This is a genomic window from Onishia niordana, from assembly GCF_004798965.1.
Classification (GTDB): Bacteria; Pseudomonadota; Gammaproteobacteria; order Pseudomonadales; family Halomonadaceae; genus Onishia; species Onishia niordana.
This window is the reverse complement of sequence record NZ_SDSD01000001.1, coordinates 587,097-608,358: the sequence shown is the minus strand read 5'-3', so window position 1 is coordinate 608,358 and position 21,262 is coordinate 587,097. Positions and strand designations below refer to the sequence as shown.

Here is a 21,262-nt window from a genome sequence, read left to right as displayed (position 1 = left end):
GACGATTAAGTTGCCAGGCCAAGCCCGCTTTTCAGCTCATTGCCGTTTTGCATCCATCGCCACGAATGAATACGCTAGCCATTCAGGGCCGCCAAGACGGTTAAACTGAATACTGAGTATGCAGGATGCAGAGACTACCGCATGAATGGCAGGACGCCATTGCAGCATGCTCAGGTAGGGGCGGTAGCGTGAATATCGCCACACTTCATCCCGTTGCCCCCATGCTGGCGCACCCCTGGAAGCGAATGGAATAGCACATTCCGTAGCATTCGCTTTTCTCGGTGTGTCGACAGTCTCGTTTTAGGCGCATGGTTGCCTTCTCACGACCCATCAGCTTTGGGCTGCTTTGCATGTCCATGTGTTGGTGCCCGAGCGTATGGGTTTCTATACAGTATTATTGGATCTGGCAAAACGCGCAGGCACGCGAATTCTGCATAGGTAGCCAAGCTATTTTTAGAAGTCTTTTTTATCAATGGGTTAGGCTGGGGGCGGCGCGCTCGTTTATTGACTTGAACGCGCCAGGTCGTTCAAGTCAATAAACGAGCTTTCTGTATAATCACTGTTAGGCAGTACGGCAAATAGTCCGCGATGAGACGATTTTTAATGAGAAGGCAAGTTAAATGGGAACTTCGATAGAGCTATGCCTTGGAGACATTTCGCTTTCATATTCTAAAAATCATATAGGTATAGATTATGGTTTTCTATTTCAGGATGGCGACTTAAAGCGGGGAAAGTCTAAAACAATAAATTACGAATATTACGAGGAAAACCCAGACGAAAAGTATGAGCTTGATGAAGCTGAAGAGGTCTTTTCTAGAACTCTATCCCGGGTATTGACTCGTCTAAATTTACTAGGGTTTACACTTGAGGCTGCACGCGCTGAGTACCAAGCGGTGGTTGCAGAAGCAGAGGAAATTTCTAGGGAGATTGATGTAGACGGATCGAAACAAGAATTTCTCACGTTCGAAGAATTCTGCAGTTTGGCATGTCGCTATCCGCTCCGAGAATTGAAAAACGACTATATCGAGTACGATACGCCGGACCGAGACAAGGTTTCCAGGGGACGTTTTGCCACTGATATCGACTTATTTTATCGAATTCCTGGGTACGGAGATTCTGATCTGTATTGGTCCGAAGCAAGTTATCTTTCTGCGAGTGTTTGTATCCTAAGCGCGGAATCAATGCTTCAAGTCTTTGCGCAGCATGAGGAAAATGCAGAGATTGAGGTTTCATGGGCGTTTGGCCCCATTGTCCATGCCGGCTGGGTTCATCGCGATGCCTTCTTAGCCGGAGCGCGGCAAAGGCAAAAAGTTCTGATCGCAACCGAGGGTACATCGGACGCCCGCATCATCCGACGGGCACTTGATGTACTACGTCCGGACGTGGCCGATTTTTTCAATTTTGTGGATGTTGAGGAGCGCCACCCTTTCTGGGGAACCGGGAACCTCGTGAAATTTGCAGAAGGACTTTTACGAATCGAGGTGCTCAATCAGGTCTTATTCGTTTTCGATAACGACGCAGAGGGTGTTGACGCTTTCCGTAAGCTAGAAAAGCTGAACCCTCCTGCCAATATGAGAGCGATGCTTCTTCCTGACATTGAGGAATTTCTGGAGTTTAAAACTCTCGGGCCTGAAGGTGTGAACATTTCGGATATCAATGGACGAGCCGCCGCGATTGAGTGCTATCTTGACCTCCGTCTAGATCAGTATCCTCCTGCGCAGGTCACATGGAGTAATCTCAAAAAAGATATTGACGCATGGCATGGGGTTTTGGATTTTAAAGAATCCTATTCAAAGCATTTCTATGATCAGTCCGACTACGATCTGCAAAATGGCGAATACGACGCGTCTAAGCTATCGAAATTAATAGATTCGCTTATTTTACAGGCTGGATTGGTAGTCCCGGTTGTATGAGGAAGTTTCATTTAGTTTACGTATCGGCGCGTCTCAAGGAGTTGCCTAACAAGGCGCTGCTCTCGGACAAATTTGCCGCTACGTTCAAAATTTGCCGCAGAGCGCGGCGTTAGGCAATAGGGTTGAAGACATTGGGAACACTCGAGCATTATGACGTAATAATTCGCCAGGTGGATTGCCTAGTTGAATACCTGAAGTCGATACAGGTGGAGGCTGAACTAAGCTCCCATTTGGAAAGTGACTATTTGGCTGCTCACGAGTTCTATGAGGGCTATAAGAAATCACCTTATGGCAATTCTTATCCAAACGGCCGGATCGCTCTTGGCGGATTACACGAGCTATACAAATGGATATGGTCTGTAAAAAATTCAAATGAATTCGATAAGTTAAAACCTCACCTTGGTCTCTTAGTGCAGGCTGCGCCTCGGTTCAATTCCGCTGTGCCGATGCTGAATCCTGTTACCGGCAAGCAGGATGACAAGACTAACAAATTCATTGAGGCAATTGTTGGCTTCTTTGCTATTGCACATGGGAAGGATGTAGATCTTGATGACCCGGTAAGTTCGTCTGCTGGAGAAAACCCAGACGCAATTTTTACCTTTCAGGGAAAGAGGGTATCTGTAGCCTGCAAGACTCTACGAAGTAGTAAGCCAGCGACGATTCTTCAAAACATAGAGTCTGGCGCCAAGCAGATTTCTCGGTGCGAGTGTGATCATGGCTATATTTTGCTCAACGGAATGAATATTCTTGAGCATGATAAGGTTCAGGATCAGATATTTACTACAGTGGCGGAGCCATTTGGGATATTGAAGTCGGGTCTCGAAAAAATCTACGAAACCGTTTTAGTCGACTGCAAAAGTGAGCTTGATGAAATATTCAGGTTACATCCTAAGGTAAGCCCTCTTGTCATTACTGCAATTCATTCGGTCACTCGGCTGCATAGTTCTATCGGCGTTTTATCTACCTCTTTAAAGGGAACTACAGTCACGAACTTCAGAGGTGAAGACGTATATGAGGAGCAGGAAATCAAATTGCCCCATGCATTTAATGAATTTATTCATAATCGTGAGCCAGGTGCCTAACAAACGGCTGCACGGCGACCTATTTTCCGCCGCTTCGCGGCTCCAAACCGGCGCGTGAGCCGGGCGTTAGCTTTAAAGAGTAAACATGAAAGAACGAGACTTTCACTCAATATTAGAGCAAAAATTCGCAGCCTTTTTGCAGGAGCGCGGGTACCCTGATGGCTCTTTGATTTATGAGCCGCGCCTAAAAGGACCTGAAGGCAAGCTGTATATACCCGATTTTATGATCGTTGACCCAGATCGAAACGAGCGGCTTGCCATAGTCGAGGTGAAGGGGCGAATAACTGATCGTATTCGAGGCGTACAGGAACAGTTGGAGCAATATAAAAAAGCAGTCGGCGACCCAACTTTACCTGCATTCTTGGTGACTCCAAATGACGATCCTGAATCTAAATATCCTTTTGAGCTTCATATTTTCAACAGCGAGAATCAGCTTGAAAAAGTGGATTTTAGACTGTTTCCTGCTTTTTCAGCATTGTCATCAAATCAAATTGCCGAGAGAAAGCAAGATTTAAAACAAAAGAAAGAAAAGGTCTCTAACTCCTTCCAGCTAATTTCGCATGCAACTGCATTTGCTCTAGTGACGTTGCTAGTAGCTGATTTTGTTTGCTCGCTAAATGGAATCAAGTTGTTAACCGCAGAGCGTTTGACTTTACTTGGTGGCGCGGTGGCGCTGGTAGTCATACCTTTTGCACAAAAATTTAAGGGATTGGGCATTGAGTGGGAGCGTGCTCAAAACAAAAAAGATGGCTAACAAGGCCATGGCAAAACATACGCTGCGCTGCGGTTTTGCCACCGGTGATGGCGAAAATTAGCATCACTCTGTGATGGAGGTTTATGGATAGCACGACGGATGAATTGACGCCAGAAGAATACAAAAAGGCTTTTGCCGGCAAAGAACCTCAGGCGCTGGAACAAGCCCTCGATATTCGAAAATTCGAGATAGAACTTTACTGGAAAAGGGCTACCTATTTCTGGACCTTTATTGGCGCGAGCTTGGCTGGCTTTATCGCCATACAGGCGTCGGATTTTGCCAATAAACGAGACTTGGCAATCATCTTAGCGAGCTTGGGTTTGGTGTTTTCTTTCGCTTGGTTTTGCGCAAATCGCGGTAGCAAGTTCTGGCAAGAAAACTGGGAGAAGCACGTAGATCAGCTTGAAGACAAGGTAACCGGCCCTCTATACAAAATCATTCTTGCGAGAAATAAACCCGCATCGGTCCGGGAAAAGTGTGTCGACGTTATCACCGGTCCAGGTAGGATTTCGGTATCGAAGATCAATCAGCTCATAAGCTTGTATGTCTGTTTGCTTTGGGTTCTGCTACTTGGTTACTCGCTACCTGAGTTTGCTATCGACAAGTCTGTTAACTGGTTTTACATGGTCATCATAGGTCTCAGCATCTGCACGTGCTTGTCGTTTCTGTGGCTCGGTAGGTCCTATGGTGGAGGGTATTTCCATACGGCACAACGAAGGAAATCCCGAGTAAGGCCAGCTAACCAGTCACGTAAGACGGACGCGTGAGACGCGCCGCTTCGTTCAGCGTTAGGCAGCCGAGTCGCCGGTTTTTGGGGAAGTCCAGCAATCTTTACGGGCAGAAAAGTGGAAAAAGATATAAAGCTATTTAATAAAGCGAAGGAATTGTTGTCCTCTATCAGGGATGAAGAGCTTTCAATCAAGCTAGACTGCCTTCAGCTAGAAGAGGGTAGGAAACAAACGCTTATTGAAATCCTGATAGGGAAAGTAGATATAGATTTTTATAATAAATTAGATATTTTTTTATATGCGATCAAGAATCTATTTAGAGACGAGTTTGAATCGCTGGGCGCAGGTAAGCATTTGTATTCAAGCTGTGAGTTATACGAATTCGATCCTTCTAAAAATGGACAAAATCTTATAAAGCATGGGATTTCTTTTGGGGAGGTTGTTAGTTACTCAAGTAAATTTGGTGCCCTTATGGTTCCCTGTCCCGACAAAAACGATTTGGAGCGGGTTGTGATATTTTCGGATCTTGCTAATTTGTCGGATGAGCACCACCTAACATTACCGTTGAATCCTAACGTACAAAGTAATTGCTATATCATTTCCATTGTTCATATTAGGGAAATGAAGTTTAGATTTATTTCATCGAGAGTGATGAGTAAAATTAAGTATAGGAAAACGTTGAACAATGCTCTTAAAGATATATATCCCGAAGATCCGGAAAAGAAAAGAGAATTCATAGATAGATGCATCGTGATTCTCAATGAGAACTTGTTGGAAAGCCATGCCTAACAAGGCGCTGCTACGGAAAATTTACTCGCTGGCGCTCCCAAATTTCCGCAGAGCGCGGCGTTAAATGGGGAAACATGGATTTCGCAAAACTTCTTGATTTGGCCAAAATTGACTTTACTAACTGCATTATTGAAATAGATAGTGGAGCCAGGCTTTCGCACAATTTTGAAATTAATCCTTCAGAGTTTCTTTCTTTCTCTAAAACTGATTTAAAGGATGGCTCTAGAAGAGGGTTGGTTAATGCCCTATCTAATGCAAAAAGGGCCATTGATTGCCAGATAGACAAGATATTTATGTCGTTTGGATATAACCCAAAGAACTTCCCTAAACATCTTGTTAATTTTGTTGAGCTCTTCTCAGACCCAAAAGATGGAAAGGATGTGCCAATAAAGCTCAGAATAATAAATTCATTTGGTATGGCTCCGAGTGGTTTGGTTTCCCAGGTGAGAAATTTGAGAAACAAACTAGAGCATAACTTTTCAGCTCCAGAACGTTCTGAGGTTAAACAATCTATTGAAGTTGCTGAGCTATTTATTGCTGCAACTGATAGAAAGTTAATGGACTTCTGGGGATTTCAAATGACAGATATGAAGCACAAAAAGCAAGCAGCAGAAGGTAAGCTTTCTGGGGTATATGTTACTGATGGGATGTCTTGCCCATCCTTAGATGTCAGGTACATAAACCCTTTTACGGATGAAGATATAAAGTTGACAGTTAACCCGGATGATCCTGTTCATCCGCTACTGATGAGACTGTGCGTTTCCCACGACCAGTTCTCGGAGTTCCAAGACTCTTTAGTTGTACTTATAAAGTTCTGCAATCAGAAGGTGCCTCCAGATAAGGTATGTGCAATCCCCATTTAACAAGTGCGTCCAGGTGACGCCTTCGGAGCACCTGATGCAAGCGTTATGCATCTTCCCAGAAAAGGAGTAATTAGCTAGATGGAAATTGGAAAAATTGAAATTCTTCTTGATAAAAGATGGGAATTGAAAGACCTCTCCGTTATGACAAGGGAATATGTTCAGCTTTATAGCTTTTTCTATGTAGTGAGCCGTGTCGCAGAGGGACAATATGTTGATTTGGATTTCTCAACTTACCCATGGGGCGGCGGGTACAGCGTAATTAATTTCTTCCAGAAATCGTATGGGCTGACACATAAGGATCATCGCCTACAGGTTTCTAAAATACAGTATGCTTCTCCTGGCTTCATTGAGCTTTCGGGTGTAATCGGTGTAGCTGCTGATGTAGCTACCCTGGTAACTACTATGTGTGGGTCGGCACTAGCAATAAACAAAACATACGATTCTATTGTCGGTAGCTATCATAAAAGAAAGCTAGGCAGCATTAAAATCCAAGAAGCTGAATCAAAGCTAACTAAAGACGACATAGAGTTCATCGGGAAGTCAGTCAAACTTTTATCGAGAGATTTCAAATTAAATCCTAAACAGATTGAAGCTTTCAAAAAAATATCTAGCCAAAACGAGCTTGTCCAATTGAAAATGCTACTAGCTCTGTATCGGAGAGCTGAGCCAATTGTAGAGCAGCAAGAATCAGGCAAGGCCAAACTATAATGCATAACAAACACGTCAAAGGCGACGCTCGTACCTCGCGCGCTTTACGTGGGCGTTGGTTTTCTCTGCTCTTTAAGTATGACCCTCTCACTGCGACTTCGTCTGCATCATAATGCCGCCGCTTAATGCACTATTAGTATGATCAAGGAGAGTCGTTCGTGGAACAAGATGTTAAGATAAATAAATACGTGATTAAGTTCTGTTTTGCTTATGCGTTAGGGTTGATTGCTGTCTCGTTAATGCTCTATTTGCTGGATATAGATGCAAATTCTGGTGTATCTGTTGCCGTATTGATTGGTGGGGCCGTGTATGCGGCAGGAAAGTTTGTAGAAAACAATAAACGAATACCGAGTAAGCAGGAGAAGTCAAAGCTAGTCTGGCTGTCCTTGTTTTCCTGCTGGGGTTTATCTATCGCTTCTTCAGTAATAATTGTCTTGGCAATAGCCGGTTTTGATGGTCTTTTATACATATATGCAATTGTTAAGAGCATGAATTTTTTGGTTATCCCTGGGCTGTTCCTATTTGTTTCGCTGCTCTATTTTTTAATCTTGTCATGGTGCTATGGTGGCTTTGCTAAAAGGCAGCTTAAGAATCTTCAGAAAAAAGGGAAGGTTTGAAAATCATTAAGATTATTCGTGTCTGCGACCTCCAGCGGGTAGGCGCCAAGGATTTATTTTTATTTTTGTGAGCTCATTTTCCGAGTAGAGTTGACAATAAAAGTCTATGTTAATGTTCAGAAGTCAAGGGGGCTGGCAGTGTGCATAGTTACTGGCTCAATATTAAAGTACGATAGTGATGATTATCATGTCCATGCAAGGGTGTTATAGCGAATGAGTCTATCTGTTTATCAACTGAAATCCCGCTTTCAGGATCTTTTGCGCCCGCTCGTCACCCGTTTGTATCAGAATGGCGTCACCGCCAATCAGATAACCGTCATTGCAGGTGTGGGGTCTATATTACTTGGCACCCTCTTATGTCTGTTGCCGCATCCCGGGCTATTTTCACTTATCCCGCTTTGGATGTTCATAAGAATGGCACTCAACGCCATCGACGGCATGTTGGCACGTGAGTTTTCACAGCAATCTCGTCTTGGCGCCTACCTGAATGAACTGGCCGATATCGTTTCAGATGCGGTTCTCTATCTGCCTTTTGCTTTGCTAGCCGGGGTTGAAGCTGCACTGATCATCGCTTTGACACTCCTGGCTATTATGAGCGAGTACACTGGTGTACTCGGTGTGATGGTGGGAGCGGAACGTCGCTATGATGGCCCCATGGGCAAGAGTGATCGCGCATTGGTTTTTGGCACGCTGGGGCTGTTTGTCGCCCTGGGTTGGTTGCCTGCCTTCTGGTTGAACCTGATTTTTGCTGCGGTCATCCTCTTGCTATGCTGGACGATCTTCAATCGGGTGAAGTTCGGCTTGAAGCAGAGCGAGTCAAAAAATTAATTTTCCCAAAGTAAGGCAGTAACGTGCTTACTTGGTCATTGGGGTCTTCCATCTAGGGCCATGCGCCTCTGCCCAGCAACTTGCTGGCGTACCTGCCAGTGATTGGCCCCACGATTATCTGCGGGCGCTGTGCGTGGTTGTTTTTCGTGCCTGTACCAGGAGTTTGTCATTATCCATGAATACGCTGACCGGTTGGGTCGCCGAGTTGACCGCCAAATGCATTACGTTAGCCGCCAGGCTCATAACAGGTACTCGAGCGCTTTGGTTGGGGTGCAACCCGAATCACAACCAAAGGCTCTATTTTGCCAACCACCGCAGTCACGTTGATTTTGTACTGCTATGGGCTTCACTACCGGCTTTGCTCCGTAAAAGAACCCGCCCGGTTGCAGGTGCTGAGTACTGGCAGAACACTGCGCTAAAGCGCTTTATCAGCCAACGGGTGTTCAATGCCGTGCTGGTCCCAAGAGGGGGCCGGGGTAAGGGCAATCCTCTAGCACCGGTACAGCAGGCATTGGCAGATGGCGACTCGCTGATATTTTTCCCGGAAGGCACGCGTAACCTGAGTGAGTCACCGCTGTTGCCTTTCAAAAGTGGTATCTATCATCTGGCTCATGCCCACCCTGATTTAGAGCTGATACCTGTCTGGATTACTAACCTGAATCGCGTCATGCCCAAGGGGCGCTACCTGCCCTTGCCGCTGCTATCTACGTTGCATTTTGGCGCACCGATCAAACTCCAGGATGAGGAAACCAAGATGGAGTTCCTTGAACGACTACGTTTGGCACTGCTTGATATGTCACGGGAGGATGTATGAGCCAGACAATGTGGTTGTTTGCCGGTATCGGCTTGCTTTTGGTGTTGGCGACTCTGATAGGTAGGCTGCTTGCCTGGCGTAAGGGCCGCAATGCTGTCATCGACAACCTCAACGCCAGGATCAATGCATGGTGGGTGATGGTTCTTACCATCGGCATCGCCTTCATGTTTGGTCTATATGGCGTGATTCTGCTGTTCTTCCTGGTGTCTTTTTATGCATTGAGAGAGTTTCTGACCCTGACGCCAACGCGGGATGGTGATTACCTGGCCCTGGTGGCTGCCTTCTATTTTGCGTTGCCGGCCCAGTATCTGCTGATAGGCCTACAGTGGTACGGCATGTTCAGTATCTTGATCCCCGTATACGTGTTTCTTTTGATGCCGATTCTGTCTTCTTTCGGCGGCGATACCACCCATTACCTGGAGCGCACCGCCAAGGTTCAATGGGGACTGATGATCGCCGTTTACTGTGTCTCAACCGTTCCGGCATTGATGACGCTGAAGGTAGAGGGCTTTGAAGGGCATAACCTGATGCTTATCGCCTGGCTTATCCTCGTGGTGCAGCTATCTGATGTGCTGCAGTATTGCTGCGGCAAGCTATTCGGCAAACGCAAGGTGGCACCCAAGCTGTCGCCATCCAAAACCATTGAAGGCTTGCTGGGTGGTGTGCTGCTAGCGACGATGGTAGGCGCTGGCCTGTACTGGATAACGCCTTTCTCACCTTGGCAGGCGGCACTGATCGCTTTGCTCGTTAATTTGTTGGGCTTCGCCGGTGGCCTGGTGATGTCGACGATCAAGCGTGATCGAGGGGTCAAGGATTGGGGCCATATGATTGAAGGCCACGGCGGCATGCTCGACCGTATCGACTCTGTCTGTTTTGCAGCCCCTGTGTTCTTCCACGTGGTGCGTTACTGGTGGGCATGACCGCTTGTCCACTCGAGGCTTTGCACCGCCACCGGAAAGCGGGGCACCCACTTCAACGCCTAACGCTATTGAAGGGGCTCGGACCGCCGGTGCTGTTGCAATTCGAGTTTTCATCCCCCCCAAGCAATAAGTCGGGTACTGGCTTAGTACTTGAGTGAGCACCTGAATGACTACTTGAATGAGTATCTGAATGAGTGCCTGAGCTCACTCCCGCTCACTCTTGGTGGAGCGCAGCAGCACGCGGTCCATGCCGCGGGTGCTCAGTAGTCGCCTCAGCACCGCGAACAGGTGCGTAGGCACCGTTACCGCGTAGCGGGGTCGCGGGCGTGGGCTTTCCAGCGCGTGGATCAGCTTTTTCACCACGGCCTCGGGGCCGAGGGTAAAGGCGCCGCCACTGTCGCTGCCGGCTAGCCGTGCTTCTACCTTCTGGTAGGTGTCGGCATGGGCGCTCGCGGCGGTATCTATATGTGCCTGGAAGGCGCGGTAGGCGTTCTCGCGAAACCGGCTGGTGATGGGGCCGGGCTCAATCAGGCTGATATATATACCGCTACCCTTGAGCTCCATGCGCAGGGTATCGGTGAGGCCTTCGAGGGCGAACTTGGAACATACGTAGGCGCCGCGATAGGGCAGAGCGGCAATGCCGAGTACCGAGCTGTTCTGGACGATGCGGCCGTGTCCCTGGGCGCGCATCATCGGAAGTACCAGGGTAGTGAGCTCGTGGGTGCCGAGCAGGTTGGTCTCGAGCTGTTCGCGCAGCGCATTACGGCTCAGGTCTTCCACGGCGCCGGGCTGGCCGTAGGCGCCGTTGTTGAACAGCGCCGTCAGTCGCCCGCCGGTGCGCTCTTTTATTGCTTCCACTGCGGCCTGAATCGAGTCGCTGCTATTTAGATCCAGCGGAAGGGCCTCAAGGCCTTCCTCTTCCAGCCGCTTAACGTCGGCCTCGGCCCGTGCGGTGGCGAACACCCGCCAGCCGCGCTTTGATAGGGCATGCGCTGCGGCCTGGCCGATGCCGCTCGAGCACCCGGTGATCAGTATGCTCTTTGCCGCCGTGTCTGGGGCCTGTGTCATCCGTTCCTCCTGGTTGCTTATTCCGGTATGTGATTGCTCACTATTGGCCATGCTCAGTCTCCCACCAGCGTCAGGCGACTAGCGCCGTTGCCGAGCGGGGTGACCTGGATCTGCACCGGGATGCGTTCGTGCATTTCCTGAATATGCGAGATCACGCCGACCCGCCGGCCCTGGGCCTGCAGGCCGTCCAGCGCCTCCATGGCCAGCGCCAGAGACTGCGGGTCGAGGCTGCCGAAACCTTCATCGATAAATAGCGATTCGATGGCGAGCTCGCCGGAGGCCATGGAGGCGAGCCCGAGGGCGAGTGCCAGCGAGACCAGGAAGGTCTCTCCGCCGGAGAGCGAATGCACCGAGCGCTGCTCATCGGCCATGTCGTGGTCCTCGACCAAAAGGCCGAGCGGGCTGCCACCCCGGCGTAGCCGGTAGCGGGGGGCGAGGTTGCTGAGGTGGGCGTTGGCGTGATCAAGCAGCAGCTCGAGGTTGTAGGCCTGAGCGATGCGCCGGAAGGCCTTGCCGTCGGCGGAGCCGATCAGGGCGCTGATGCGCCCCCAGCGCTGCTGCTCGGCGCGGGCGGCGTCTAGCTCTGCCTGGGCTTCCTGCTGGCGTGTGCGGCGGCGGTCGTCGTCGCGCAGGGCGTGCACGGCATCGTCGCGGCTTTGCTGGGCGGCGGCCAGCTTGGGTGCGAGTTCGGCTTGCGCCTCGGCAAGTTGGGCCTTGCGGCGCTGAATCTCTTCCTCCGTGCGCTCGCTCAAGAGGGCGTCGCTCTCGCGTTCCTTCCTCTCATTCTCACCACCTTCATTCTCACCACCTTCATTCTCACCACCCTCATCTCCACCACCCGCTGTGGCGTCATGCGGCAGCAATTCCTCTTCGCTTGCCAACCCTTGCCCCTGGCGGTGCTCAAGCAGGGCCTGGCGGCGCTCGCTCAAGCTGGCATCACTGCGCTGGCGGGCGTGATCGGCCTCGCGAATCGCGTCATCCTCGCCCTGGGCATCATCATCTGGCTGTGCCAGCAAACGGGCGAGGGTGTCGTCATCCAGCTCTGGGTTGGCCTGGCGCCATTCGTTTAGCTCCCGCTCCAAGGGCTCGCGTTCCTCGTGAAGCCGCTGAATCTGAGTGACTTCGTGGCTCTCCTGCTGTTTAAGCTCACCGAGTTTGCGCTGTGCCTCATGGCGTGTTGAAAGCGCCGAGTCCCTGGCATGGCTGGCGGTTGTCTCTTTGCTTTCCAGTTGCTGTTGCCAGGCATCGGCGGAGGCGTGATCGCCAAGCAGGGCCTTGAGTTGGCGGTCGGCCTCATCACGCGCTTCTCTGAGCGGCGGAATCTGCTCGGCAAGGCTCGTCAGCTCCTTCTCGGCGTCATTGCGTTGCGTTTCCAGCTGGGCGAGTGCCAGTTCGTCATTGCGCAGTGCCTCTTGCAGGGGGGCAAGCTCGGCCTCGGCGCGGGCCAGGGCATCCAGTGCCCGTTCATGGTGCTGTCGGGCGCTGTCGTTTTGTTGGCGCTGCCTAATGAGCCAGTCATCGCGCTCGGCGGCATCGATGGCGTTGAGCTCATCACTCAATGGCTGCTCGGCAAGGGCCTTCTGAGCCTTGGCCAGGCGCTGCTCGGCGGCGTGAAGGTCGCGTCGCTGCTGTTCAAGCGAGCTTTCAAGCGCACGGTATTGCCCCAGCAGTTCATCGCGGGCCTGTTGGGCCTTGTCATAGGCGCTCCGCGCCTCGGCGAGTTGGCGCTCCTCGTCGTCCTGTTGGGCCTTGAGCTGCGCGGCCTCGGGCGTGGCCGGCGGCTGGTGGCGCCAGGGGTGGTCGTGACCGCCGCACACCGGGCAGGGTTCATCCTCTTGAAGCTGCTCGCGTAGCTTGATCACGCTCTCGCTGCGCACGGCGCGATTGCGCTCGATAAAGGCTTGCACGCTTGAGTAGTGCTGGTGTCGCTCGTCGAGTCGCTGACGGGCGGCCTTGCCCTGTTCCATGAGCTTGGCCTTGCGCGTCTCGTCGTCATCCAGGCACTTGGCGAGGGCCTGCTGCTGCTCATGGGCCTGGGTATTTTCCTGCCAGCGGCTGGCAAGCTCGCCCAGTGCCAGTTGACGACGCGCGGCCTGGTCATGGGCCTGCTGCGACGCATGGCGGGCGGCACTCAGTTCGCTGTGCGCGCCCATCAGGTTTTTCAGCGTGGCTTGCCAGTCGTCACGGCGGCGCTGGTGCTCCTGCTGCTGGCTCTCGGCCTGGCGGCGCGCCTCATTGAGCTGGCTCACCTGGTGCTTACGTTGCTGGTGGCGTGATTCGCGATCCGCGAGCTGTTGCGCCAGGTTGTCGCGGCGCTGCGCCTGTTCACGGGCCTGACGGAGATGTGGCTCGGCCTCGCGACGGGCCTGGCTGGCATTCAGCAGCGCCTGCTCGGCTTTTTCGCTCTCTTGAGTAGCGGCCTGCTCGGTGGCTTCGGCGTCTTGCCGCGCTTTCTGGGTGCGGGTGTGAGTCTCCTCGAGACGCCTGATCTCACCAGGCAGCTCGGCCTGGCGGGCGAGGCGGTGACGCTTGGGGGCAATCAGGCGGCGCCACGCCTGGTCGCGGCGAGCGGGGGCGAGGGCCTGCCAGCGGGCCTCGGCGTTCTCCTGCTGGGTCAGGCCCTGGCGATAGGCATCGTTAAGGCGCGCATCGTCATCCTGCCAGCGTTTCTGGGCCTTGAGCGACTCCTCCTGGGTTTGCAGGTGAGTGAGCGCTTGTTGGGTGGTCTTGGCGGCGTGCTCGAGCTCGGCGCGGGCTTCGGCGTCAGCGGGCTGGTCATCGGCCAGATGGGCATTCAGTCTGGCGACCGCCTGATGGGCGGTCTTGGCCCGCTGGTAGGCGGCGATAGAAAGCTGTGAGTACTCGGCGGTATCGGTGAGTTTCTCGAGCAGGTCGCTTCTGGCATTGTCGTCGGCCTTGAGGAAGGCGGCGAACTCGCTCTGGGCGAGCATCACCGCACGGGTGAACTGGTCGAAATTAAGCCCCAGCACGGTCGGAAGCTGGCGGTCGAATTCGCGTTTCTGTGCGGTCAGCAGGCGATCGGCGTCCAGGTCAGTAAGCGATTGCTCCGCGCCCTGCAGGCGGCCATCGGGCTTGCCACGAGCGCGGCGCACCGCCCAGCGCGCGCAGTAGCGGCGACCATCGCGGCCCAGGAAGTCGACCTCAGCATGGCCCTGGCTGGCCCCACGACGCAGCAGGGTACGCGGGTCGAAGCTGGTCACATCGGTGTCGCCGCTGTCCGGCACCCGGGCCTGGTCCTGTCGGGCGCCACGCAGCCGCGGTGTGTTGCCATAAAGCGCCAGACACAGGGCGTCGAGCAGGGTGCTCTTGCCCGCCCCGGTGGGGCCGGTAATGGCGAAGAGGCCGGCATCGCGCAGTGGCGCAGCGGTGAAGTCGAGTTCCTGGCTGCCGGAAAGCGAGGCGAGATTTTCGAGGCGGATGGCGAGAATCTTCATGCGTCGGCCTCCGCGTCCATCACATCCTGCATCAGCAGCGCGAAGTCGCGTTTTACCTGGTCATCGGCGGGCTCGCCGTATTCTTCTTCCCAGGCGCGGGCGAACAGCGCCTGGGGGCCGAGGCTACCCAGCGTCACCCGGCGCGAGCCGGGCGCCTCGCCGCGGGCCTTGGGGTAGCGAGTGTGGATGCGCAGCAGGCGCAAGGCGCGGCCTTCCAGCGCTGCATCGATGCGGCCACGCAGGTCGGGCTGCGGGCCATCCAGGTCGACGCGAACTTCGAGCCAGGGCCAGCGTTCGGCGGGTAACTCGGGGTCGTCCTCGAGGGCATCGAGCTCGGTAAGCACGCTGTCGAGATCGGCCGGGCCCAGGCGAATCAGCGCCACGCTGCGCGGGATGGGCAGCGTTTCGGTGCCGGCGAGGGCATCGCCCTCGAGCGTCACCTCGACCACCTGATGAGGATAGTCGACCTCGCTGAAGTCCAGCGGGATGGGGCTGCCGCTGTAGCGAATGCGCGGCTCGCCGACCTGCTGCGGGCGATGCAGGTGCCCAAGCGCCACGTAGGCGATGTCCTCGGGGAAGAGGCTCGCCGAAAGCGACTCTTCACCGCCGATCACGATCGGCCGCTCGCTGCCCTCGGAGACGGCGGCGCCGCGCAGGTGGGCATGGCTCATGGCGACCAAGGCCTGATCCGGCTGGCGCTTGTCGCGGGCGGCGGTGATCAGCTGTTCATGGACGGCGCTGATGCCCGCCACATAGTCATTGCGGCCATTGGCGCCCTTTCGATCATTGGCACCACTGCTCTCACTGTCCTTGGCCGTCAGGCCCGTGCGGCCGGTCACTTCAGCCGGGCGCAGGAAGGGCAGGGCCAGGCACCAGGCGCGGGTTGCGCCTTCGGCATCGGTGAGGGGCACGAGCAGACGCTCGGCATCGAGCTCGCCGCCGTCTCGCCAGTGAACACGGCCAAGGGCATGGGTGTTGAGGCGGCGCATCAGCGGGGCGGGCAACTCGACCCGGTTGCCGCTGTCATGGTTGCCGGCGATCAACACGATATCCAGAGCCGGCAGGCGTTGGTGAGCCTCGACGATGAAATCGTAAAGGAGCTCCTGTGCCTTGAGTGATGGGTTGACCACATCGAACAGGTCGCCGGCGACCAGCAGGGCGTCAGCCTGGCGGGCGATCAGGGTCTCGAGCAGCCAGGCGAGAAAGGCCTGATGCTCGACGTGGCGCTCCTGGCCGTGAAAGGTCTGGCCGAGGTGCCAGTCCGAGGTGTGAATCAGCTTCAAGGCGGGCTCCGCGGCGTCCATGAATGGCAGGCCACTATCATACTGCCGATGGGCCCTGCGCTGCAGGGGGCTTGCCGCTTTCACGGTCAGACGAGCGTGGATTCAGCGTCTAGGGGCTTAACGCATTCGCGTTTCGTGGGGCTTGCAAAGGCGTGCCATGTGAACTTGACTAAAGGTTAGTTGCCATGGGTCCAGACTCTGCTAACTAAACTCGCTGTCGGCATGTGAGCAACGTCCTCCGGGTCCACACCTGCTTCTTGATCTGGTGCCCTACAGTTTAAAGCATGGGGTTTATTGGCCGGACAGCCCATCACCCGCGCACAACAACCACACAACACGCGAACAGAAGTAAGGATTCAGCCTATGATCACTAATCCGCTGACCAGCAAGCGCCCCGACAACCTTGGCATCCATGATGGCCATCTTGCCGACTGCGATGACCGGCATAGTAGCGTCTCCAGCGAGGCCGAGGATGCGACGCATCATGTCGACCCCATTCAGCTTGGTGATCGCACCGTGGCTCAGTTGATGAGGCGGTTGCAGACAGCGATTGCCGGCTGCGAACAGGCCGAGGTGGTCACAGCGACCGACACCTATCTGCACGCGGAGTGCCATTCACCGCTGGGCTTCATCGACGATCTGGAATTCTTCTGGTCCGAAGAGGACGGGGTCTGCCATGTGCGCAGTGCCTCGCGTCTCGGTTTGACCGATCTGGGCAAGAACCGTGCTCGGGTCGAGAAGATCCGCATGCTGCTTGAGGGGTGGGGGTTCTGCGATTGAGGCGGAGCCCTTGATCGATACGCGTTCTTGGATCGATGCCATCAGTATTAGATGCCATCAGTATTAAAAGGACAGACAACGTTACGACCACCAACGTGACGACCACAGGTCGGGTTAAGACGACAGACGATTCACCGGTGATGAGCTGGCCATTGGCGTCCGGGCTGCACGGCTGGGACATGACGCCAAGCGAGGCGGTTGCGTTGCAGAAGCGCCTCGCGGTTCAGGTGGCGCGTGTCGATCGGATCGGTGAGGTGTCCTGTATCGCCGGTGTGGATATCGGTTTCGAAGACGGCGGCGCGATCACTCGCGCCGCCGTTGTCGTGTTGGCCTGGCCCGGACTTTGCGTGCTAGAGGAAGTCGTGCATCGCGAGCCCACCCGCTTTCCCTATGTGCCCGGCTTGCTGGCCTTCCGTGAGCTGCCGGCGGCACTTGCGGCTTTCTCGCGTCTTTCGCGACGTCCCGATCTGGTGATGGTCGATGGTCAGGGCATTGCCCACCCGCGACGGCTCGGCATAGCCAGCCACTTGGGGTTATGGCTAGAGCTGCCCACCATCGGCATCGCCAAGACGCGGCTGTGTGGCCGTCACGATGAGGTGCCCGCCCGTCGTGGCGACTGGACGCCACTTGTCGATGGCGAGGACGTTATTGGTGGCGTGTTGCGCTCTCGCGTCGGCATCAAGCCGGTCTTCGTGTCGCCGGGCCATCGTTTGTCGCTTGCCACGGCGATCGATTGGACAGTGGCCTGCCTTGGCCGCACCAAGCTGCCTGAGCCGACACGGCTTGCCGATCGCCTGGCCTCGCGGCGAGATCGGAGGCGGGCCGGCGGCTGAGTTGTTATGTCATGGCCAGGTTAAGCCTGCTGCGTTGTCTGAATCATCGTGCATCACCCACCCTGTACCACCCTGAGGGTGGGTGGATCGGCTACACTGTCGTTTCTTCTTATTTTCCTGCTCCGAGCTGCCGATGACCTCCGCTTCTTCCTCTACTCCTATCGTGATTGGCCAGCATGCTCTGGCCAATCGTGCCCTTGCCGAGCAAGCCCTTGCGGCATCCCGTGCCTGGACCGAAACCTTTGTGGTGGGACACAACCTGTGCCCCTTCGCCGGTCGCGAGGTAGAGCGCGACACGGTCCGCTACGTGGCGGTGTCCGCTCATGACTGGAACGAGACCCTGGGCGCGCTGCTGGCTGAGTGCCAGCGACTGGACGAGGACGCTAGCCTTGCGACCACGCTGCTGGTGTTAAGCGACGGGGTGAACGACTTCGATGACTATCTGGATTTGCTGGGGGTCGCCGAGGCGCTTTTCGAGGAACAGGGTTACGAGGGCGTCTATCAGCTAGCGAGCTTTCATCCGGACTACTGCTTCGATGGCGTCGAGGAAGACGATCCGGCCAATTACACCAATCGCTCGCCCTGGCCGATGCTGCATCTGCTGCGCGAGGAGGCCATTGCCGAGGCGTTGGCTCACTACCCCGATCCGGAGGCCATTCCCGAGCGCAACGCTGCCGCGATGACGGCCTTGGGTAGTGACGCCTTGGCGAGCCAGTTGGCCGAGTTGACGAAGGCCGGTGAGCCACACACGTGAAAGATGGCACTTGATTACCTCTGCCACCGTCGCCATTGATAGGGGTAGACGCAGGATTTTCCGGGCCTTCATTCAGAAGGCCTGACTTCACAGGAGGTGACATGACGCAGATCACCCGTGCGGGTACTCCCGTCGACGTCGACGGCGACTTGCCCCAGAGCGGTCAGACGGCTCCGGCTTTTACCCTGACGAACCAGGCGCTGGATGACGTGACCCTTGCCGACTATGCCGGCAAGCGCAAAGTGCTGAACATCATCCCAAGCGTCGATACGCCGACCTGCGCTACCTCGACGCGCAAGTTCAACGAATACGCATCGAAGCTTGATAACACCGTGGTGATGGTGGTCTCGGCCGACCTGCCCTTTGCCGCCAGACGATTCTGTGGCGCCGAAGGGCTGGATGACGTCGAGACGCTGTCGACCTTTCGTCACCCCGATTTTCACCGTGCCTACGGTGTCGCGCTCTCGAGTGGTCCCATGGCCGGCCTGACGGCCAGGGCGGTAGTGGTGCTCGATGAGCAGGATCAGGTGATCTACAGTCAGCTGGTCGGTGAGCTTAAGGATGAACCCGATTATCAGGCGGCCATGGACGCGCTGGGGTAATCACTAAGGCAAGCCAATACCTGGGTGTCAGGCATGTCCCTAAGAGGGGGCTCCCCCTGGGGCATGCCGAATACACCGATGCATGAATCAGTACCCTCATCAGCCGTGAGCATCTTTACGAGCAGCACTCTCTCTTTAAGGAGGCAGTATGAGCATCAAGAAGACAGGTTCCGCAGAATGGCAAGGTAGCCTGAAAGAAGGCAAGGGCACGGTCTCGACCGAAAGTGGCGCGCTTTCGTCCACCCCCTACGGCTTCAAGCAGCGCTTCGAGGGCGAGGCGGGTACCAACCCCGAAGAGCTGATCGGTGCCGCCCACTCCAGCTGTTTTTCCATGGCGTTTTCGATGATGCTTGGTGAGGCCGGTCTCGAGCCCGAGAGTATCAAGACCGAGGCGACCGTGAGTCTGGATCAGGATGACAGCGGCTTCACTATTTCCGCCGTGCACCTGTCCTGTGTGGCGAAGATTCCTGGCGCCGATCAGGCAACGTTCGATGATGCTGCCAACAAGGCCAAGGACGGTTGCCCGGTCTCCAAGCTGTTCAATGCCAATATCACGCTGGATGCGCGCCTGGAAGGCTAACGTCCACCTCCCGCGCTGATTTGGCCTGTTTGTTCGGAAAGCCCAGCACAGAAGGCTGCGGCAGGCACCGTGTAGCAGACACGAATAGTCGCGAGTGGTGCGGACAGTGAACAAGCAGTTGCAAGATGGTTGGCACAAGACGGCCATCCCGGTTAACCGGGGTGGCCGTTGTCGTTAGGGGGTGGCCAGGCAATGCGGGGTGGCGCCGGTAAACGCTCAGGAGGCGGCCTTGACCAAGGCGCGGATCAGGCGCTGCTGGGGGCGGTTGAAGATCAACCATTCAGGATGCCATTGCACGCCGATGAGAAAGTCATGCTTACGGGATTCTATCCCCTGCACCAGTCCGTCTCGGTCGCGGGCGACAATCGCAATGCCATCGCCTGCATCCTGAACCGCCTGGTGATGCAGGCTGTTGATGCGGCACCAGCTGACCCCGAGGATGCGGTGCAGCAGACTGTCGGCGACGATGTCGACGGTCTTGCGCGGTAGCACGGTGCGCCGGCGCTTTAGCCCTTCATAGGTGGTGTAGATGTCGGCGTCCAGGGTGCCGCCCAGGTAGACATTGATCAGCTGAGCGCCACGACAGATACCGAGCACTGGGCAGTGGGTAGGAATGAAGCGCTCAAGCAGGTCAAGCTCGAGGGCGTCACGATCGGGGTCGACGCGTACATCAAGCTGCACTTCACCGCCATACAGCTTGGCTTCGATATCATCGCCGCCGCCGATGATGAGACCGTCCAGCGTCTCTGGCACAGGGCGCGAGGGTGACAGCCGCAGGGGGCGTCCTCCATGGCGCCATACCGCCAGCCAGTCAAAAAACCAGGCAAGACGGCTCTTACGGTCAGAGGTGGTAATGCCGATCAGAGGTCGGGTCATTCGTCCTTCATCCAATGCTTCAGCCGCTCAAGCCAGCGTGTCATGGGCGAGCGGGAATGATAATTGAGGTATTCATTGGCACGCTCGGCAAGCCGCTTGGTATCGGCGGCAAGGCGTTCTACGGCTAGCCAGCGGTCCCATTCCACCACCGAGCCCCACTCCGTTGCCGATAGGTGGGCATTGGGCAGGCGATAGTGAAAGGTCGGTCGTGGCTTGACCAGTTCGTTCTTGAACAGGGCATGGGGATGGTCCGGGCGCAGCCAGGCGAAAAGCGGCAACATGTCGAGCTCGCGGTTGCGCGTCGGGTTGTCATGCAGGTAGTCGTTAATCAGGGTGTCGAGGTCCGGTGCATAATCCGGGTCGAGTATCTTCAGGGCGTACGCCTTGGGAAAGGGGTTGGCGTGCGGCAGCACTTCCCGTGTGATGTCGATGTTAATCTGATCTCGCAGCCATGGTGCCAGCAATAGATAGGCCCGCAGGTGGGCAAGCAGACTGTCGACATCAGTACCGGGTGCCTCGGGGTTGAGATGCAACCCGAAGCCATAGAGCAGGCTGTCGTCCGTGCCCTTGGCGCCATGGCGGCGCAATGCCCCGAATAAGGCATCGAGCTCGCCGAGCTCATTCCAGGGGACGGGGGGGCAGACGATCTCGGTAGGCACCAGTCCGGCCACGACATCGCCCAATAGCTCACGGGAGCGGGTGTGAAGCTGGACGTGCCATTGATGACGCTGGCGCGCCCATTCATCGTCGCTACTCGGTAGTGCGGAGGTTACCTTGTCATCTGGGTGCACTATCTTGGCGTCGAGCTCGATGGTGAACGCTCCCCAGCGAGTGCTTTCGACTCGCCAGCGATGGGGGTTGAGCGAGATGACTTGGCCACCAAACTGCTCTGCCACCAGATTCGCCGCTGCCGCAGGCGAGACGCAAGCAAACTCTATCTCGACGCCGACACGGCGGAGACTGCCTTCCCAGTTAGTGGTAACAGGGGGCGATTGCGGATCCATGCGGCACTCCC

At 55.2% G+C, this 21,262-nt stretch carries 21 protein-coding genes; 16 read left to right on the top strand and 5 right to left on the bottom strand.

The window, feature by feature from the left end:
* The first annotated feature begins 620 nt into the window (after positions 1-620).
* The 11 genes from ETC27_RS02640 to ETC27_RS02590 all read left to right on the top strand — a co-directional run bounded on the left by ETC27_RS02640 (position 621) and on the right by ETC27_RS02590 (position 10,016).
* Entirely contained in the window at positions 621-1,913 is a 1,293-nt protein-coding gene (locus ETC27_RS02640; protein ID WP_136253407.1) for a HEPN/Toprim-associated domain-containing protein, read from the top strand.
* Positions 1,914-2,035: 122 nt separating this feature from the next.
* Entirely contained in the window at positions 2,036-2,995 is a 960-nt protein-coding gene (locus tag ETC27_RS02635; protein ID WP_136253406.1) for a hypothetical protein, read from the top strand.
* Positions 2,996-3,080: 85 nt separating this feature from the next.
* Complete coding sequence (locus ETC27_RS02630) at positions 3,081-3,749, top strand: PDDEXK family nuclease (protein WP_136253405.1); 669 nt, start codon at positions 3,081-3,083, stop codon at positions 3,747-3,749.
* Between the two features lie 83 nt (positions 3,750-3,832).
* Positions 3,833-4,516: a RipA family octameric membrane protein gene (locus tag ETC27_RS02625; protein WP_136253404.1), complete on the top strand. Its 684-nt coding sequence runs from the start codon at positions 3,833-3,835 to the stop codon at positions 4,514-4,516.
* 78 nt (positions 4,517-4,594) lie between these two features.
* On the top strand, positions 4,595-5,266 hold the full coding sequence (locus tag ETC27_RS02620; RefSeq protein WP_136253403.1) for a BrnT family toxin: 672 nt from the start codon (positions 4,595-4,597) through the stop codon (positions 5,264-5,266).
* A gap of 74 nt (positions 5,267-5,340) precedes the next feature.
* Positions 5,341-6,129, top strand: coding sequence for a hypothetical protein (locus ETC27_RS02615; RefSeq protein ID WP_136253402.1), 789 nt, complete (start codon positions 5,341-5,343; stop codon positions 6,127-6,129).
* Positions 6,130-6,207: 78 nt separating this feature from the next.
* A complete protein-coding gene (locus ETC27_RS02610) occupies positions 6,208-6,837 on the top strand; it encodes a hypothetical protein (RefSeq protein ID WP_136253401.1) in 630 nt (209 codons plus the stop codon).
* A gap of 158 nt (positions 6,838-6,995) precedes the next feature.
* Positions 6,996-7,454, top strand: a complete 459-nt coding sequence (locus ETC27_RS02605; RefSeq protein WP_136253400.1) for an ABZJ_00895 family protein — start codon at positions 6,996-6,998, stop codon at positions 7,452-7,454.
* 213 nt (positions 7,455-7,667) lie between these two features.
* Complete coding sequence (locus ETC27_RS02600) at positions 7,668-8,282, top strand: CDP-alcohol phosphatidyltransferase family protein (RefSeq protein WP_136253399.1); 615 nt, start codon at positions 7,668-7,670, stop codon at positions 8,280-8,282.
* 175 nt (positions 8,283-8,457) lie between these two features.
* Positions 8,458-9,096, top strand: a complete 639-nt coding sequence (locus ETC27_RS02595; RefSeq protein WP_136253398.1) for a lysophospholipid acyltransferase family protein — start codon at positions 8,458-8,460, stop codon at positions 9,094-9,096.
* Positions 9,093-10,016 (top strand): phosphatidate cytidylyltransferase, encoded by a 924-nt coding sequence (locus ETC27_RS02590; protein WP_136253397.1) that lies wholly within the window; start codon positions 9,093-9,095, stop codon positions 10,014-10,016. The genes ETC27_RS02595 and ETC27_RS02590 overlap by 4 nt, the downstream gene beginning before the upstream one ends.
* 204 nt (positions 10,017-10,220) lie before the next feature.
* On the opposite strand, the gene ETC27_RS02585 is transcribed toward ETC27_RS02590, so the two are convergent.
* Genes ETC27_RS02585 through ETC27_RS02575 form a run of 3 tightly spaced genes read right to left on the bottom strand, consistent with a single transcriptional unit; the run spans position 10,221 to position 15,822 of the window.
* Complete coding sequence (locus ETC27_RS02585) at positions 10,221-11,084, bottom strand: SDR family oxidoreductase (protein ID WP_136253396.1); 864 nt, start codon at positions 11,082-11,084, stop codon at positions 10,221-10,223.
* Positions 11,085-11,137: 53 nt separating this feature from the next.
* Positions 11,138-14,539 carry an AAA family ATPase gene (locus ETC27_RS02580; RefSeq protein ID WP_136253395.1) on the bottom strand — a complete coding sequence of 1,134 codons (3,402 nt, stop codon included), beginning with the start codon at positions 14,537-14,539 and terminating at the stop codon, positions 11,138-11,140.
* Positions 14,536-15,822: an exonuclease SbcCD subunit D C-terminal domain-containing protein gene (locus ETC27_RS02575; RefSeq protein WP_136253394.1), complete on the bottom strand. Its 1,287-nt coding sequence runs from the start codon at positions 15,820-15,822 to the stop codon at positions 14,536-14,538. Before ETC27_RS02575 ends, ETC27_RS02580 begins: the two co-directional genes overlap by 4 nt.
* 363 nt (positions 15,823-16,185) lie before the next feature.
* Here ETC27_RS02575 and ETC27_RS02570 point away from each other — a divergent pair, with 363 nt between their 5' ends.
* The 5 genes from ETC27_RS02570 (at position 16,186) to ETC27_RS02550 (ending at position 19,371) form a co-directional block, all read left to right on the top strand.
* Positions 16,186-16,602: a DUF1499 domain-containing protein gene (locus ETC27_RS02570; protein WP_136253393.1), complete on the top strand. Its 417-nt coding sequence runs from the start codon at positions 16,186-16,188 to the stop codon at positions 16,600-16,602.
* Positions 16,603-16,742: 140 nt separating this feature from the next.
* Positions 16,743-17,435 (top strand): deoxyribonuclease V, encoded by a 693-nt coding sequence (gene nfi / locus ETC27_RS02565; RefSeq protein ID WP_136253747.1) that lies wholly within the window; start codon positions 16,743-16,745, stop codon positions 17,433-17,435.
* Between the two features lie 133 nt (positions 17,436-17,568).
* Positions 17,569-18,189: a DUF1415 domain-containing protein gene (locus ETC27_RS02560; RefSeq protein WP_136253392.1), complete on the top strand. Its 621-nt coding sequence runs from the start codon at positions 17,569-17,571 to the stop codon at positions 18,187-18,189.
* 101 nt (positions 18,190-18,290) lie between these two features.
* Entirely contained in the window at positions 18,291-18,791 is a 501-nt protein-coding gene (gene tpx / locus ETC27_RS02555; protein ID WP_136253391.1) for a thiol peroxidase, read from the top strand.
* Positions 18,792-18,939: 148 nt separating this feature from the next.
* Complete coding sequence (locus ETC27_RS02550; protein ID WP_136253390.1) at positions 18,940-19,371, top strand: OsmC family protein; 432 nt, start codon at positions 18,940-18,942, stop codon at positions 19,369-19,371.
* Positions 19,372-19,587: 216 nt separating this feature from the next.
* On the opposite strand, the gene ETC27_RS02545 is transcribed toward ETC27_RS02550, so the two are convergent.
* Positions 19,588-20,247 carry a gamma-glutamyl-gamma-aminobutyrate hydrolase family protein gene (locus tag ETC27_RS02545; RefSeq protein ID WP_136253389.1) on the bottom strand — a complete coding sequence of 220 codons (660 nt, stop codon included), beginning with the start codon at positions 20,245-20,247 and terminating at the stop codon, positions 19,588-19,590.
* A complete protein-coding gene (locus ETC27_RS02540; RefSeq protein WP_136253388.1) occupies positions 20,244-21,251 on the bottom strand; it encodes an amidoligase family protein in 1,008 nt (335 codons plus the stop codon). The genes ETC27_RS02545 and ETC27_RS02540 overlap by 4 nt, the downstream gene beginning before the upstream one ends.
* Between the last annotated feature and the right edge of the window lie 11 nt (positions 21,252-21,262).